The sequence below is a fragment of the Streptomyces griseorubiginosus genome (genome assembly GCF_036345115.1).
Classification (GTDB): domain Bacteria; phylum Actinomycetota; class Actinomycetes; order Streptomycetales; family Streptomycetaceae; genus Streptomyces; species Streptomyces griseorubiginosus_C.
Genome location: NZ_CP107766.1, coordinates 8,373,189 through 8,386,893 on the forward strand (window position 1 = coordinate 8,373,189; position 13,705 = coordinate 8,386,893).

At 72.6% G+C, this 13,705-nt stretch carries 13 protein-coding genes; 6 read left to right on the forward strand and 7 right to left on the reverse strand.

Annotated elements, in window-relative coordinates; translation table 11 throughout:
* Positions 1–56: 56 nt before the first annotated feature.
* Complete coding sequence (locus tag OHN19_RS37805) at positions 57–899, forward strand: patatin-like phospholipase family protein (RefSeq protein WP_330268504.1); 843 nt, start codon at positions 57–59, stop codon at positions 897–899.
* 47 nt (positions 900–946) lie between these two features.
* A complete protein-coding gene (locus OHN19_RS37810; protein WP_330268505.1) occupies positions 947–2,119 on the forward strand; it encodes a cytochrome P450 in 1,173 nt (390 codons plus the stop codon).
* Here the strand turns inward: OHN19_RS37810 and OHN19_RS37815 are convergent.
* The gene (locus OHN19_RS37815; RefSeq protein ID WP_330268506.1) at positions 2,099–3,373 is read right to left on the reverse strand and encodes an SWF or SNF family helicase; all 1,275 of its coding nucleotides are present in this window, start codon (positions 3,371–3,373) and stop codon (positions 2,099–2,101) included. The two genes, OHN19_RS37810 and OHN19_RS37815, sit on opposite strands and share 21 nt — an antisense overlap.
* Entirely contained in the window at positions 3,370–6,165 is a 2,796-nt protein-coding gene (locus OHN19_RS37820) for an SNF2-related protein (RefSeq protein WP_419249556.1), read from the reverse strand. Before OHN19_RS37820 ends, OHN19_RS37815 begins: the two co-directional genes overlap by 4 nt.
* A 307-nt stretch (positions 6,166–6,472) precedes the next feature.
* On the opposite strand from OHN19_RS37820, the gene OHN19_RS37825 reads away from it, so the two are divergent.
* The gene (locus OHN19_RS37825) at positions 6,473–7,531 is read left to right on the forward strand and encodes an acyl-CoA desaturase (protein WP_330268507.1); all 1,059 of its coding nucleotides are present in this window, start codon (positions 6,473–6,475) and stop codon (positions 7,529–7,531) included.
* Between the two features lie 176 nt (positions 7,532–7,707).
* The gene (locus OHN19_RS37830; RefSeq protein WP_020137233.1) at positions 7,708–7,890 is read left to right on the forward strand and encodes a hypothetical protein; all 183 of its coding nucleotides are present in this window, start codon (positions 7,708–7,710) and stop codon (positions 7,888–7,890) included.
* Between the two features lie 52 nt (positions 7,891–7,942).
* On the opposite strand, the gene OHN19_RS37835 is transcribed toward OHN19_RS37830, so the two are convergent.
* Together OHN19_RS37835 and OHN19_RS37840 are read right to left on the reverse strand one after the other, a co-directional pair.
* Positions 7,943–8,920: a hypothetical protein gene (locus tag OHN19_RS37835; protein ID WP_330268508.1), complete on the reverse strand. Its 978-nt coding sequence runs from the start codon at positions 8,918–8,920 to the stop codon at positions 7,943–7,945.
* 135 nt (positions 8,921–9,055) lie between these two features.
* Positions 9,056–9,352, reverse strand: a complete 297-nt coding sequence (locus tag OHN19_RS37840; protein WP_330269798.1) for a hypothetical protein — start codon at positions 9,350–9,352, stop codon at positions 9,056–9,058.
* 255 nt (positions 9,353–9,607) lie between these two features.
* Between OHN19_RS37840 and OHN19_RS37845 the strand changes: the two genes are divergently transcribed.
* Positions 9,608–10,966, forward strand: a complete 1,359-nt coding sequence (locus OHN19_RS37845; protein WP_330268509.1) for an NAD(P)/FAD-dependent oxidoreductase — start codon at positions 9,608–9,610, stop codon at positions 10,964–10,966.
* A 33-nt stretch (positions 10,967–10,999) separates the two neighbouring features.
* Here OHN19_RS37845 and OHN19_RS37850 read toward each other — a convergent pair whose 3' ends face one another.
* Both OHN19_RS37850 and OHN19_RS37855 read right to left on the reverse strand, forming a co-directional pair.
* Entirely contained in the window at positions 11,000–11,485 is a 486-nt protein-coding gene (locus OHN19_RS37850; protein ID WP_330268510.1) for a VOC family protein, read from the reverse strand.
* A gap of 77 nt (positions 11,486–11,562) precedes the next feature.
* On the reverse strand, positions 11,563–12,120 hold the full coding sequence (locus tag OHN19_RS37855; protein WP_330268511.1) for a PadR family transcriptional regulator: 558 nt from the start codon (positions 12,118–12,120) through the stop codon (positions 11,563–11,565).
* A 108-nt stretch (positions 12,121–12,228) separates the two neighbouring features.
* On the opposite strand from OHN19_RS37855, the gene OHN19_RS37860 reads away from it, so the two are divergent.
* A complete protein-coding gene (locus tag OHN19_RS37860) occupies positions 12,229–12,984 on the forward strand; it encodes an alpha/beta hydrolase (protein WP_330268512.1) in 756 nt (251 codons plus the stop codon).
* A 6-nt stretch (positions 12,985–12,990) separates the two neighbouring features.
* Here OHN19_RS37860 and OHN19_RS37865 read toward each other — a convergent pair whose 3' ends face one another.
* Complete coding sequence (locus OHN19_RS37865) at positions 12,991–13,590, reverse strand: class I SAM-dependent methyltransferase (protein ID WP_330268513.1); 600 nt, start codon at positions 13,588–13,590, stop codon at positions 12,991–12,993.
* Positions 13,591–13,705: the final 115 nt, after the last annotated feature.

The following is a 13,705-nucleotide window of genomic DNA, read 5'->3' on the forward strand; positions in this document are numbered from 1 at the left end:
CTATCGTTCGACGGTGAAACGGGGACTGGTCCCCGCTTTGAGGGCAGGGGTGGAGCATGGGCAGTACAGCGCTCGTTCTCGGTGGTGGCGCCCGCGTCGGCGGAGCCTGGATGACAGGAGTCCTCGCCGGCCTGCGCGACGCCGGTGTCGATCCGGCCCGAGCGGACGTCGTGATCGGCACCTCGGCAGGTGCGATCTTCGGTGCGCGGCTGCTCGCCGGTGAACCCGCGCGAGAGCTGTACGAACGTCAACTGGCGGGGGCCGACTCCGTGGACCTCGATGTGACGCTCGGCCAGACGCTCCGCTTCCTGTGGGCCGCGCTGGGCGGCCGTGACCCGGAGCGTTCCGTGCGGCGTCTCGGACGAGCGGCCCTTAAGGCCCGTACGGGCCCCGAGTCCGACGTGTACGCCGCGCTGGATCCGCTGCTGCGGGGCGTCGAGGGCTGGCCCGACCACATGCTGCGGATCACTGCTGTCGACGCCCTTACAGGGGCACTGACGGCCTTTGACGCCGATTCAGGGGTCACGCTCCGGGAGGCCGTCGCCGCGAGCTGCGCGGTTCCCGTGGTCTGGCCCCCCGTCACCGTGGCCGGGCGCCGTTGGATGGACGGCGGCAGCCGGTCCACGGCCAACATCCACCTCGCGCGCGGCCATCACCACGTGCTGGCCATCGCCCCGATCCCCGCCGCCGTGGGCCCTCATCCCGACGCCGCGCGGCAAGCGGCCGAGCTCACCGCCGAAGGCGCCCACGTCACCCTCGTGACCCCGGACCGCACCGCGCGCCGCGCCATGGGACGCAACATGACCTCAGAGGCACGCCGCCCGCCGGCCGCCCGAGCCGGGCACGCCCAGGGCACGGGGCTCGCGGCGTCGTTGCCCGCGGTATGGAGTGCCGAGTGACAGCGGCCGGGGCGCTGCCCACAGGATCGCGACCGGAAGGAACCGCCATGCCCGTACCCACCCTGGAGGAACTGGCCCCGGACGGCCACGACCTGGCCTCCGACCCGTACCCCGTCTACGCCGCGCTGCGAGCCGAAGGGCCCGTGCACCGGGTTCACGTCCCCGGGAGCGGAGACAGCTGGCTGGTCGTCGCCCATGACGTCGCCCGGGCCGCGCTGACCGACCCCCGACTGTGCAACGACATCCGCCATTCCGCTTCCTGGGAGAGCGACGGCGGACACGCCGTCGGCCGCAACATGCTCCAGACCGACCCTCCCCGGCACACCCGCCTACGTCGGCTGGTGGCGACCCGCTTCACGGCCGGGAGCGTCGCCGCCCTGCGCCCGAGAATCGAAGCCGTGGCGCTCGAACTCCTCGACGCGCTGCCGGAGCGGGGAACCGCGGACCTGGTCGCCCGGTACGCGCTCCCCCTGCCTGTCACCGTGATCTGCGATCTTCTGGGCGTGCCGACGGCGGACCGCGCGGAGTTCCACGCCTGGTCCCACGAACTGGTCGTGCCCACCTCGCCCGAGACCGCGACCATCGCCGCGGGTTCCCTTACCGAGTACCTCGCCGGTCTGACCGCCCCTGGACGCGAACGGCCGGAAGGTCTGATCGACGACCTGGTGGCGAACCCCGAGATCACCCCCGAGGAACTCCTCGGCATGGCCTTCCTGATCCTCGTCGCGGGCCACGAGACCACGGTGGACCTGATCTCCGGAACCGTTCACGCCCTGCTCGCCCATCCGGACCAACTCGCCCTGCTCAGCGCCGAACCGGACCTGACCGACATCGCCGTCGAGGAGTCCCTGCGCTTCAACTCACCCGTGCATTCCACGGCGTTCCGCTTCGCCACCGAGCCGCTCGACCTCGGCGGCACCTCGATCGAGGCGGGCGACTCCGTGCTGGTCTCGCTCGCCGCGGCCTCCCGCGATCCGCTCCGCTTCCCCGAGCCCGACCGCTTCGACCTACGGCGTCCCGCGCGCGGGCACCTCGGCTTCGGCCACGGTCTGCACCACTGCCTGGGAGCCCCACTGGCCCGCGCGGAGACGTCCGTCGCCCTGAGCCTGCTGCTGCGCCACCGGCCCGCCCTCGCCTTCGCGACCGACCCGGACAGCCTGACCTGGCGCAGCAGCACGCTCCTGAGGGGGCTGACCCGGCTACCTCTGAGGTTCGGCTGAGGCGGACTCCGTCGAGGCCAGAGCCGTCGCCGGATCCAGGGCGGGCGGGCCCGCGGGCACCCAGCGTTCCTGTTCCCGCCGGTACGGCCACCAGCGGCCGTCGCGTCCCAGGCGTATCTGGACGGGCGCGCCCGTGACGGTCCACCGGTTGCCGGTCGCCCGCAGGGACGGCCGCTCGTCCTCGTCCCAGGCCGAGTGCAGGGCGGCACGCGCGCGTGCGTGCACGTCACCTCCCTCGTCGGGCGCCCACTCCTCCTCCAGTACGGCCAGCGCGGCCGCGCCACCGAGCTCCCACGCGCGCGTGGCGACCGCCAGGGATTCCGGATCGCGCCCCGATCCCGCGGCCAGCCGCTCTGTCACGGCTCGGTCGGGCGCGTCGACCGCGAGACGCACCGCGTCCTGAGCTGCTGTCAGTCCGCTGAGCGCCGCGGACCGGTCCGAGTGCGGCCGGAGGGCCTCGGTGAGCAGCCGATGTGCTTCTACGGCGGTGCGCGCGGCCAGATGGCGGACGGCGACCGGGTCCACTCCCGGTTCCGGCGGGGCCTCGGTGTCCAGCACGGCCGGAAGGCCGGGCTCCAGGGGCGGCTCCGTCGGCGTGGGCAGCGGCGGCAGGATGTCGCCGGCCGCGTAGGCCTCGGCGGCGTCCACGCCCTCCGGGCCGGAGTCCTCCTCCACGGGAGCGGCGGTTCGTGCCTGGAGGGCGTCCAGGAGGCTCTGTTCGCCGCGGCCGCGCATCAGCAGCAGGACGAACGGGTCCTGGTCCAGCAGGCGGGCCATCTGGTAGCAGAGGGCCGCCGTGTGCCCGCAGTGGTCCCAGGCGCCGCAATCGCACGTCGGTTCCAGATCGCCCAGGCCCGGCAGCAGTTCGATGCCGGCGCTCGCCGCGTCCTCCACCAGGTGCGGTGGCATCTCGCGGTCCAGCAGCGCCGCGAGGTGCCCGGATCGTTCGACGGTGAGGTCGAGGAAACGGTCCCACTGTTCGGCCGACAGCTCTGCCAGCAGGACGTCGGCACGGTGCGGGGTGCGGTCACGGTCCAGGACGACGGCCGTGATGCGTCCCGCGCGCACCGACACCGCGCCCACCGCACCCGCGCGCGCGAGCCGGCGGCCCGTCTTCACCTGCGCCGAGTCCAGCGCTGCGTCCTCCAGAGCCCGCAACCAGGCCAGGCCCCACCACGTCTGCGCGAACCCTCGCCCCTGCGCGGGCGGCAGTGGCGCGAACGTGCGCTCCGTGTCGGTGTCGTGTCCCGTCATCGTGCACCCCCTCGGAGTTCGACCAGATCGGCCAGTTCGGCGTCGGTCAGCTCGGTCAGGGCCGCCTCGCCCGAACCGAGCACCGCGTCCGCCAACTCCCTTTTGCGGTGCAGCATGTCGGCGATACGGTCCTCGATCGTCCCCTCGGCGATCAACCGGTGCACCTGCACGGGACGGGTCTGTCCGATGCGGTACGCGCGGTCGGTGGCCTGTGCCTCGACGGCCGGGTTCCACCAGCGGTCGTAGTGCACGACGTGCTCGGCCCGAGTGAGGTTCAGGCCGGTGCCCGCCGCCTTCAACGACAGCAGGAACACGGGCACCACACCCTCCTGGAACCGCCCCACCATCGCCTCGCGCTCGGCGACCGGCGTCCCGCCGTGCAGGAACTGCGAGGGCAGACCGCGCGCCGCCAGATGGCGCTCGATCAGGCGGGCCATGCGCACGTACTGCGTGAACACCAGCACGCTCGCCCCTTCGGCGAGGATCGTGTCCAGGAGCTCGTCCAGCAGCTCCAGCTTCCCGGAGCGGCCCGCGATGGTGGGCCGCTCCTCCTTGAGGAACTGCGCCGGGTGGTTGCAGATCTGCTTGAGGCCCGTCAGGAGCTTCACGATCAGCCCGCGCCGCACCATGCTGTCCGCCGCGGAGATCTCCGCGAGCGTCTCCCGGACCACGGCCTCGTACAGGCCGACCTGTTCCGGGGTGAGCGACACGGCACGGTCGGTCTCGGTCTTCGGCGGCAACTCCGGGGCGATGCCCGGATCCGACTTTCGGCGGCGCAGCAGGAAGGGCCGCACCAACCGGGCCAGCCGCTCCGCGGCCGCAGGGTCCCGGCCACTCTCGACGGCCTGCGCGTACCGGTCGCGGAACGTGCCGAGCCGGCCCAGCAGACCCGGAGTCGTCCAGTCGAGGATCGCCCACAGCTCGGACAGGTTGTTCTCCACCGGCGTGCCGGTGAGCGCCACGCGTGCGCGTGCGCCGATCGAGCGCAGCTCCCGGGCGGTCGCCGAGTACGGGTTCTTCACGTGCTGCGCCTCGTCCGCCACGACCATGCCCCAGGCCACGTCGGCGAGTCGGGGCGCGTCCAGCCGCATGGTGCCGTACGTGGTCAGCACGAACTCCCCGTCGGTCAGGCCGTCGAGGTCGCGCCGCGGGCCGTGGAAGCGGCGCACGGCCGTACCCGGGGCGAATCTCTCGATCTCGCGCTGCCAGTTGCCCATCAGGGACGTCGGGCACACCACGAGAGTGGGGCCGGCGGACGCGCTGTCGGTCTGCCGGTGCAGATGCAGCGCGATCAAGGTGATCGTCTTGCCGAGCCCCATGTCGTCGGCGAGACAGCAGCCGAGCCCCGAGGACGTCATGCGGGCCAGCCAGTTCAGGCCCCGGCGCTGGTAGTCGCGCAGCGTGGCGGCGAGCGCGGCCGGTTGTGGGACCGGCTCCTGGCCCTCCGGGTCCGCGAGCCGGTCCCTGAGGGCCTCCAGCCATCCGGTGGGCTCTACGTCGACCCTGCGGCCGTCGATCTCGGCGGAGCCCGTCAGCGCGGCGCGCAGGGCGTCGACGGGCGTCACCTTGTGGTCCTGCCGGGCGCGCGCACGGCGCACCTCGTGCGGGTCGACCAGCACCCACTGGTCGCGCAGCCGCACGACAGGGCGGTTCGACTCGGCGAGCCGGTCCAGCTCCTCGCGCGTGAGCTGCCGGTCGCCCAGCGCGAACCACCAGTCGAACGCGAGCAGGGCGTCGGCGGACAGGAACGAGGGAGCGCCCGAGCCGACCCGGTCGCCGTCCGGCGGACCGACCGTCGCGCGCGTGGTGAGGTTTCTGGCCAACTCCCTGGGCCAGTGCACCTCGACCCCGATGTCGGCGAGAGCCCGGGCGCCTCCGCCCAGGAGGTCGGTGACCTCCTCGTCGGCGAGCTCCGCGGCGTCCGGGACCGGGGCCGAGAGCAGCGGAGTGAGCGGCGGCCAGGCGCGCGCCGCCCGGCGCAGCGCGAGGAGGACGTCCATCCGCGCGCGTGAACCGAAGGCGGCGGTGCCCGCCCACACGTCGGCGGCGTCGGCGACGACCGTCGGATCACTCACGCTGTGCACCTGGAGGACGGCCCGGAAGGAGGGCGCCCCACCGGTGCCCGGACTGTGGGCTTCGATCCCGGTGACCAGGCCCCGGACCTCGATCCGCAACGAGAGGCGGACGCCCGCGTCATGGCCCGCAGCGACATCCGCCGCCCACCCGCGCTGCTCGGGCATGTGCTGCGGTTCCTGAGCCGCGTAGGCCGGTCCGCCGGTCACGAGAGCTGCCGCGGGGGAGCGGGGCAGGGTGTCCGCGACCGCGTCCAGGAAGGCGCGCAGCAGGTGTTCGGGGTCGGGCAGCCGCAGCGGCTCGGCGCCGCTCAGAGGTACGGCGTGCGCCTCGGGAGGCATCGCGGCCGCGAGCCGGCGGACCCTCTCGACGTCCGCCGTGCCCAAGGGGCCCATGCGCCAGGCGTCATGGTCGGTGGGGGACAGGCCGGGCAGCAGCAGCCCGCGCGCCACGCACTGGAGGGCGAGTACGGCCGCGGCACCCCAGAACCGGGTCGCCCGATGTCCCTGTGCGGAGGCACGCGCACGCGTGAGAACGGGCAGGGCGGCGCGGACCGGCAGCAGGAGCGCGGGCAGGTCCACCAGCTCCGCACCCTCGCTGCCGGGCACCACAAGAGCCAGTTCCTCGACCCTGCCCGCCGCCACGGCGGGCAGGGAGGCGCCGTCGGGCCGCCAGAAGGCCACGGCGCCCGTGCGCGCCGGGTCTCCGGGAAGGAACACGGCACAACAGGAGGTGAGTTCGGAGATCTCGGACGGTGATGCCGCGGGGAACCTCTGGGCAGAGATCGCGGGACTCCTCAAACTTGACTACTTCGTCGGAGTCGTCGAGGGTACATCACCTCCGAGCCTCCGAGCGCCATCGACGAGTGTTCTGGCTCACCTCGGCGCCGGGGTGTTGTCAACCCCCCTCTGCCCCCGGTGCTGCCCCCCGTAGGTGCACGGGGGGTTGTCGGATGGTCGTCACAGGTCACCGGTTCGTACGTTTTCTCAGGTCAGAACGTTTTCCTGAGAGAGCCGGAGTCCGGACATGCCGCAGAGCACCGCAACTGTCGTACCCCATCCGCGCGGTACGTCCGGCTCCCCGCCCGGCGGAAGCGAGTTCGCGCCACTCCTGCGCGACGTGAAGAGCAGGGGTCTCCTGGAGCGCCGCCATGGCTGGTACGCCCGCACGATCACCGTCAACGCACTCGCCCTGGCCGGCATCGTCACAGCCGTCGCGCTGTCCGGCGACTCCTGGCGAACCCTGTTGCTGGCCCCGCTCCTCGCCGTCTTCTGTGCGCGCACCGCCTTCATCGGCCACGACGCGGGCCACGCCCAGATCACCGGCGACAAGGCGACCGGCCGGGCCATCGGCCTCGTCCACGGCAACCTGCTCCTGGGTATGAGCTACTCGTGGTGGAACCACAAGCACAACCGCCACCACGCCAACCCCAACCACATCGACAAGGACCCCGACGTCGCCGCGGACGTCCTCGTCTTCACCGGGGAGCAGGCGAAGGGACGGACGGGTTTCAGGCGTTGGCTCACCCGCCACCAGGCCTGGCTCTTCTTCCCCCTGACCCTCCTCGAGGGCGCCGCCCTGAAGATCCAGGGCTTCAAGGACCTGCGCCGCCAGGCGCCTGGGGAACGCGCCGTCGAAGGCACCCTGCTGGTGAGCCATGTCGCCGCCTACGCCACGCTGCTGCTGACCACCATGTCCCCCGGCAAGGCCCTCGCCTTCGCGGCGATCCACCAGGCGCTGTTCGGACTCCACCTCGGGATGTCCTTCGCGCCGAACCACAAGGGCATGGAGATGCCGGACCCGCACGGCGAGTCCTGGGGCCATCTGCGCCGGCAGGTGCTCACCTCCCGGAACATCCGTGGCGGTGCCGTCACCGACTGGTTCCTCGGCGGTCTCAACTACCAGGTGGAACACCACCTCTTCCCCAGCATGCCCCGGCCCCATCTGCGCCTCGCACAACCGCTCGTGCGCGCGCACTGCCGGGATCTGGGCATCCCCTACACCGAGACCGGCCTCGTGGACTCCTACCGGCAGGCGCTGAGCCACATGCACGACGTGGGTGAGCCGCTGAGGGCAGACCACTAGGCGTCGCCCGGGGTCCTCAGGAGTCGCCGCGGGGGACCATGAGGGGGGGGCACGTCTCCGGGACGTCTCAGGGGGTGGTCTCAGGGATGTCTCAGGGTCGTGGAGCGGAACTGGTGGAAGCGCGGACCCGTTTTTCTGGACAGAGAGCGGCAACGGCCGCGAAGGAGGCGACGCACATGTCGAAGAACGCGAAGATCGCCGCAGGGGGTGTGGCGGTCGGGCTGCTCCTGCTGATCTGGCTGCCCTGGTGGGCCGCACTCCTGATCGTCCTGGGAGTCCCGGCCGCCGCATACCTCACCCTGGACCCCTCCCAGCGGCGCAGGCTGCGCCGTGTCACCCGCAAGGAACTCGGCCGCTGACCGAGCGCACCGGCCGGGAGCGCGACGGGCCCGGCCGGTGCGGAGCGGTGGTTCAGCTGGGGCGTACGGCCATCTTGTCGAGCGCTTCCAGCAGTCCCGGCAGTTCCGGGCCCCGGCCCACCGGCAGGACCTCGCCGGGCTCGTCGTCGAGGAGCACGAACGCGATGTCGTCGGTCCTGGCCACCAGCGACCACCCGGGGCCGTCGGCACGCAGCGTCCGGGAGTCGCCCGACGCGAACGAGGACCGGACGCGCCCGAGGGGCGGCGGCGACTCGATGTAGGCGCGGGCCTCCGCGAGCACACGCCGGACGCCGCTGTGACCCTTGGGTGCGGCCTTCCCGGCTTCGCCGGACGCGTTGGCACCCGCCGCCGAGCTGTTCGAGGAGCCGGCGTCCGAGGCGTCCTTGCGCGAGGCTGCGCCGTTCGACGTGTCCTGGTCCGCGGTTGTGCCGTCCGCGGCCTTCTCGTCCTTGGCCTGCTCCTCCCCGGCCTGTCTCTGATCCGCCGAGCCGCCGTTCCGGTTCGAGAAGGCCGAGTCGTCGATCTGGTCACGCCAGGTCGCCCACTGGAGCGCGATCTCGTCGGCACCGAGGCGCCGCTGGGCCGACCCCCAGGTGGTGGTGTCCGGCGGCGCCAGCGTGGGGCCGCCGGTGGCCTCGGGGTCCGGGTCGTGCGGCGCCGGAACACCGGGCGCGGCGACGGCGACCGGGAGGGGCCAGCCGGGCAGCGCGGCCACCACGGTGTGCTCCTCGGGCGACAGGTCGTACTCCATGCCGCAGTCCCAGGACGCGATCGCCACGGCGACCAGGGAGACGTCGTCGACGACGACCGTCCACCGCGCGCCGCTGCCGTCCTGGCCGATCACCAGGCCGTACCCGTCGGCCAGCGGTGCCAGACCGAGCGCCGCGCAGGCCTCCGGATAGTCGTCGCCCAGCACGCTCGGGAACTTCGCCGGCGTCAGCAGCGCCGCCGTCAGCACGTAGAGCGCGTCGTCCGCGGCGGCGACGGCGTCCTCGTCCGTCCCGGCCATCCCAGCCTCCCCATCGGTAAGTCCAACGGCGCGCACCCTAGTGCGCGGGGAAGGCGCTTGTCACGACTGGCGAGAACACCCGGAGCTGCTGTTTTCCGCCTGGACGGGGCGAATCGACCACCCGCCGGCGGCCGATCAGGCCGCCGGCAGTCCAAGAAGCGCCCGGGCCACCGCGCCCGGCGACTCGTCGCGTTCCCTGGCGAGGGCGATGACGGCCCGGCACGCGAGTTCGTTGACCCCGAACGACAGCGCTTCCGGCGACACCCAGGCCGCGGTCTCCTCGATCCGGTCCTGGTCGTCCTCCGCGCACGCCGACACGTACGCGGCGGCGGCCTCGAACAGGTTGTGCGTGCGCGCCTCCCGGCCGGTCTGCTCCTCGGTGCGCATGGCGTTGACGAATCTGGCGCCGGACTTGCGGATCCTGCCCCACATGGTGACCACCTTCCCCCTGAGTGACGTGGTCCTGCCGAACATGCATCTTCTGCTCCTCAACGTAAGGTCCGAGCGTCGGCGGCAGAAGAGGGACGCGACGTCCACAAGGCCGGAAAGCGGTCAACCCGCTTTGCGGGACGGGATACTTGTGGCTTCTCACGACGTGGCGACCAAGGGGGCGGATCGGTGAACTCTGCCGGACAGGAAAGCCGTTGGGTTGGAGGCGGCGGTCGGGGCGAACGGCATGCGGTCGTCGTGGGCGGCAGCCTCGCGGGGCTCCTCGCGGCGCACGCCCTGGCCGGGCACGCCGACCGGGTGACCGTCGTCGAGCGCGATCGCTTCCCGGACGGCCCGAAGCCCCGTCCCGGCGTGCCGCAGGGCCGGCATCCGCACGTCCTGCTGAAGGGCGGACAGAGGGCCCTGGAGTCGCTGCTTCCCGGCTTCCTGGCCGAGTTGCGGGAAGCGGGCGCCCCCAGGGTGGGCATGCCGTCCGACATGGTGATGTGGCAGAACGGCCGCTGGTTCCGCCGGGTGCCGGCCACCACGCACATCTACACGGGGTCCCGCGCGCAACTCGAGGAGCTGGTACGGCGGCGGGTCCTCGCCGACCCGGTGATCAGCGTGGTCGACGGCACCGATGTCGTCGGGCTCCTCGGTGACGCCGCACGCGTGCGGGGAGTACGGCTGCGTGAGCGCTCCGGCGAGCCCGACGCGCAGCCGCGGCCCCTGGAGGCCGATCTGGTCGTGGACGCCTCCGGCAGCGGCACCAAGGCCCCGCAGTGGCTCACGGCGATCGGCGCGGAGGCCCCGCACGAGGAGACCATCGACACCGGACTCGCCTACGCCTCCCGCGTCTACCGCGGCCCGAGGGGTGTCCTCGACGGCGAGACCCTCGGCTACTACGTCTATCCCGGGCCCGACCAGGTCCACGGGGGCGGTGCGCTGCCGCTGGAGGACGGCACCCACCTGGTGATCGTCTCGGGGCTGCGCGGCGACGAACCGCCCACGGGCGACGACGAGTTCGTGACGTACACCAAGAGGCTGTCGCATCCGCTCCTGGACCGGTGGCTGGAGGAAGCCGAACCCCTCTCCCCGGCGTTCGGCTTCCGGCGGACCGCAAACGTACGCCGCCGCCACGACCTGCCCGGCCGTCCGGCCGGCTTCCTCGCCACCGGTGACGCCCTGTGCACCTTCAACCCGATCTACGGCCAGGGCATGGCCGTGGCCGCCATGAGCGCGGCCGCCCTGCGCGACGCCCTGGCCGACCCGCGCCGGACACCCACGACACGGCGCGTACAACAGGCGCTCCTCGCCGCGTCCCGGCAGGCGTGGGACATCTCCGCCGGCGCCGACCGCAAGATGCCGGGCGCGGTCGGCACCGCACTCGACGGCGGGCCCGCGGACCGGATCGCCGGCTGGTACCTGCGCCGGGTCCAGGAGCGGGCGCCCGGCGACCCCGTCGTGGGGAGCGCCTTCCGCGCCGTACTCACCCTCTCCGCCCCCGTCAGCGCCCTGTTCGCCCCGCCCGTGGCCCGGGCCGTCCTCTTCCGTCCGATCGCACCGACTCCGGCCGAGCCCCCGGCGGCACCGGAGGAGCCCGGCTCGCGAGCGTGATGAGCGGCGCGCTCCCGGACCGGCGACCTGCGATCAACCGGCGGTCGTCAGGCGGCGCTGGAGCTCCTCCGCGGAGACGTCCTCGATGTGCGTCAGAAACACCCACAAGTGCCCCGAGGGATCCTTGAGGATGACCGTGCGGTCCCCGTGGAACGTGTCCGACGGTGGCTGGAGGATCTCGGCACCCGCGGCCTCCGCGCGCTCCGCCAGGCTGTCCACGTCCGGCACGAAGACATGCAGCGCGACGGAGGTGCGGCCACCGAGTGAGCCGGGCGCGCCGAAGGCGCCGTACTCCGTCTCGTCCGCGCCGGTGTCGCCCAGCATCAGGGCCGACCGTCCGATGGTGATCTCGGCGTGCAGAATCCCGCCGGACGGGGCGTCGACCCTGAAGTCCTCACGCGCGCCGAACGCCCGCTGGTAGAAATCGATCGCCGCGGCGGCGTCGTCGACCATGATGTGCGGGATCACGGCATAGCGGTAGCGGTCGGGGATCTCGGCATGGGCTGCGTGCTCGGTCACGGCGAACCTCCACGAAAGGCGCCGCAGGTCGGTCCCGCGGCCCTGGAAGGAACGTAGAAGCTCAAGTTCGATCGAGGTCAAGCGCCGGGATGACCCGGCGCAGGCCCGGACCGGCCGTCGAGCGACGTGATCGTCTCCCTCAGCCAGCCGAGCTCGGCCCGGGACGTGGCGCGCGCGATGACCAGCACCCCGCGGCGGAAGGGGTCGTCCAACTCCTCGGCGCTCAACGGTCGGTCACCCTCGTAGAAGAAGCTCGCGGGCTCCTCCAGGAAGGCGAGCCGGCGGCGCAGTACGGCCGCCTGCGCGTCGGCGTCGTCCAGGTGCCGGAGGAAGGCGAGGACCGTGAACCACCGGTTCTCGTCGGTGATGTCGCGCCTGGTCGGTTCGGCGAGCCGCCGCCGCAGTTCGCGCCGGCCCTCGTCGGTGAGCGTCAGGACGTGGCGGGGCGCGGCCACGGCACCGGGTTCCGTCGCGCGCGCCAGCAGTCCTGCCGTCTCCAGTCGCTTGATCGCCGGGTACAGCGTGCTCTCCGCGACCGGCCGCACGTGCCCAGCCAGCGCGGTGATGCGTTTGCGCAGCTCATAGCCGTGCAGCGGAGTGTCGTAGAGGAATCCGAGGATGGCCAGTTCCAGCATGCGCGCATTCTGTCGCACCGACGGTGTACATCACCAATGGCGTACATCCTGTTCGGAATACATCGGTCACGATGTATTGTCCTGAGGGAGCATACGAGGGAGGGCACCATGAAGCAGGCCGAGTTCGACGGCAGGGGAAGCCGCATCCGCTGGACCGAGACGCCCGGCAAGGAACCGGCACGCGTGTACGTGCACGGGCTGGGGGCGGTATCGACCGCCTACCACGCGCACATCGCCGCCCGGCCCGAACTCGCGGGGCGACGCAGTCTGTTCGTCGACCTGCCGGGGCACGGGGTCAGTGACCGTCCCGAGCACTTCGGGTACACGCTGGAGGACCACGCCGACGCCTTGGCGGTCGTCCTGGACGCGGCGGGCCTGACCGGTGCGGAGCTGATCGCGCACAGCATGGGCGGGTCGGTCGCGCTCGTCCTCGCCCACCGGAGGCCCGAGCTCGTCTCCCGGCTGGTCCTGACGGAGGCCAACCTCGACCCGTCGCCCCCGTCCTCGGCGGGCAGCACCTGGATCGACGCCTATGAGGAGGACGACTTCGTCGCAGGCGCCCACGCGCGCGTGCTCGACAAGGTGGGACCGCTGTGGGCGGCGACCATGCGGCTCGCCGACCCGCGCGCCCTGCACCGCAGCGCGGTCGGTCTGAGGCGCGGATCGGAGCCCATGATGCGTGCGATCCTCGAAGCGCTGCCCATCGAGCGCGTGTACCTCCAGGGCGAGCTCACCGGCGAACTCGGGGGACGTGAGGGCTTGGAGGCGGCGGGCGTGCGCGTGCTGACCGTGCCCGGCGCCGGCCACAACGTCATGTTCGACAACCCCGACGCCTTCGTGGCCGCGGTCGCCGGGACGGGGTGAGCCCGGTCAGCCCTCGCGGACGGCGAGGGCCAGGAACCGGGCGTCCTCGTCCGTGTACGACGTCATGCGCCACCCCGAACCGGCCAGCAGTGGACGGAGGTTGGGTTCCGCGCGCAGGTCCTCGGAGGTGATCCGCCGGCCCTGACGTGCGGCCAGTGCCGCCCTGCCGATGGGGTGGAACAGGGCCAGGACGCCACCGGGCCGCACCACGCGGGCCAACTCGCGCAGATTCTCGGCCGGGTCGGGCAGATGCGAGATCAGGCCCGCGCCGAAAACGGCGTCGAGCGACCGGGAGCGCAACGGCAGCGCGGCCACGTCTGCGAGCAGCAGCCGCCCGTCCCGGTCCCTGCCCGCCCGTACGGCGGCCTCCAGCATGGCCGGGGTCAGATCGGCGCCCACGACCACTCCGGAGGCCCCCACGGCCGCACGCAGGGGCGACAGGGCCCGACCGGTGCCGCAGCCCGCGTCGAGCACGCGGTCACCCTCGCGCAGGCCGAGTTCGGCGACCGCGGCGGCGTAGGCCGGGCCGTCGTCCGGGAACCTGCTGTCCCAGTCGGCGGCGCGGGCCGAGAAGAACTCCTGGACATGCGTGTGGTCGTCGCTCATGTTCCGCATGATCCCGCACCGCCACGGATGAATCCCCGGCGTGCACGTTCGAGCGTGACGCGATCGCTCAGACGTGTCTCTGTGTCATATTGCGGCACCTTTCGAAATGCGCCCT

Coding starts and splice junctions, on each gene's coding strand:
- OHN19_RS37860 (WP_330268512.1), top strand. CDS start 12,229: ATGAAGCAGGCCGAGTTCGACGGCAGGGGAAGCCGCATCCGCTGGACC.
- OHN19_RS37855 (WP_330268511.1), bottom strand. CDS start 12,120: ATGCTGGAACTGGCCATCCTCGGATTCCTCTACGACACTCCGCTGCAC.
- OHN19_RS37865 (WP_330268513.1), bottom strand. CDS start 13,590: ATGAGCGACGACCACACGCATGTCCAGGAGTTCTTCTCGGCCCGCGCC.
- OHN19_RS37835 (WP_330268508.1), bottom strand. CDS start 8,920: ATGGCCGGGACGGACGAGGACGCCGTCGCCGCCGCGGACGACGCGCTC.
- OHN19_RS37805 (WP_330268504.1), top strand. CDS start 57: ATGGGCAGTACAGCGCTCGTTCTCGGTGGTGGCGCCCGCGTCGGCGGA.
- OHN19_RS37830 (WP_020137233.1), top strand. CDS start 7,708: ATGTCGAAGAACGCGAAGATCGCCGCAGGGGGTGTGGCGGTCGGGCTG.
- OHN19_RS37825 (WP_330268507.1), top strand. CDS start 6,473: ATGCCGCAGAGCACCGCAACTGTCGTACCCCATCCGCGCGGTACGTCC.
- OHN19_RS37810 (WP_330268505.1), top strand. CDS start 947: ATGCCCGTACCCACCCTGGAGGAACTGGCCCCGGACGGCCACGACCTG.
- OHN19_RS37815 (WP_330268506.1), bottom strand. CDS start 3,373: ATGACGGGACACGACACCGACACGGAGCGCACGTTCGCGCCACTGCCG.
- OHN19_RS37840 (WP_330269798.1), bottom strand. CDS start 9,352: ATGTGGGGCAGGATCCGCAAGTCCGGCGCCAGATTCGTCAACGCCATG.